Source organism: Ulvibacter sp. 2210JD10-4, from assembly GCF_058148525.1.
In genome coordinates, this window is the sequence record NZ_JBYVJZ010000138.1 from 1 (window position 1) to 230 (window position 230).

General features: G+C 33.0%; 1 protein-coding gene. It reads right to left on the reverse strand.

Going from position 1 to position 230, the window contains the following annotated elements; translation table 11 throughout:
• Positions 1–211, reverse strand: a 211-nt coding sequence (locus tag ACY2RT_RS15785; RefSeq protein WP_490156849.1) for a CotH kinase family protein, incomplete at its 3' end; no start/stop codon positions are given.
• Positions 212–230: the final 19 nt, after the last annotated feature.

Genomic DNA, 230 nt, shown 5'->3' on the forward strand with positions numbered 1-230 from the left:
CAAAAGGATAACTATTTGGGTTAGTACCCAGCCAGTTTAAATCCGAATTTCCTTTATTCTTCCATAAATTACCACCATTATCTGCAAAATTTCGCTTTAAGTATCTCTTATCTATTTGCGCAATGATAGCATAAATGCCCCAGTATTCATTTTGTATAGAAACTTTTACATGTGAAACTCTGGGAGAAGGAATACCATGTTGCCTAAACATATCATAGACTATTTTATCT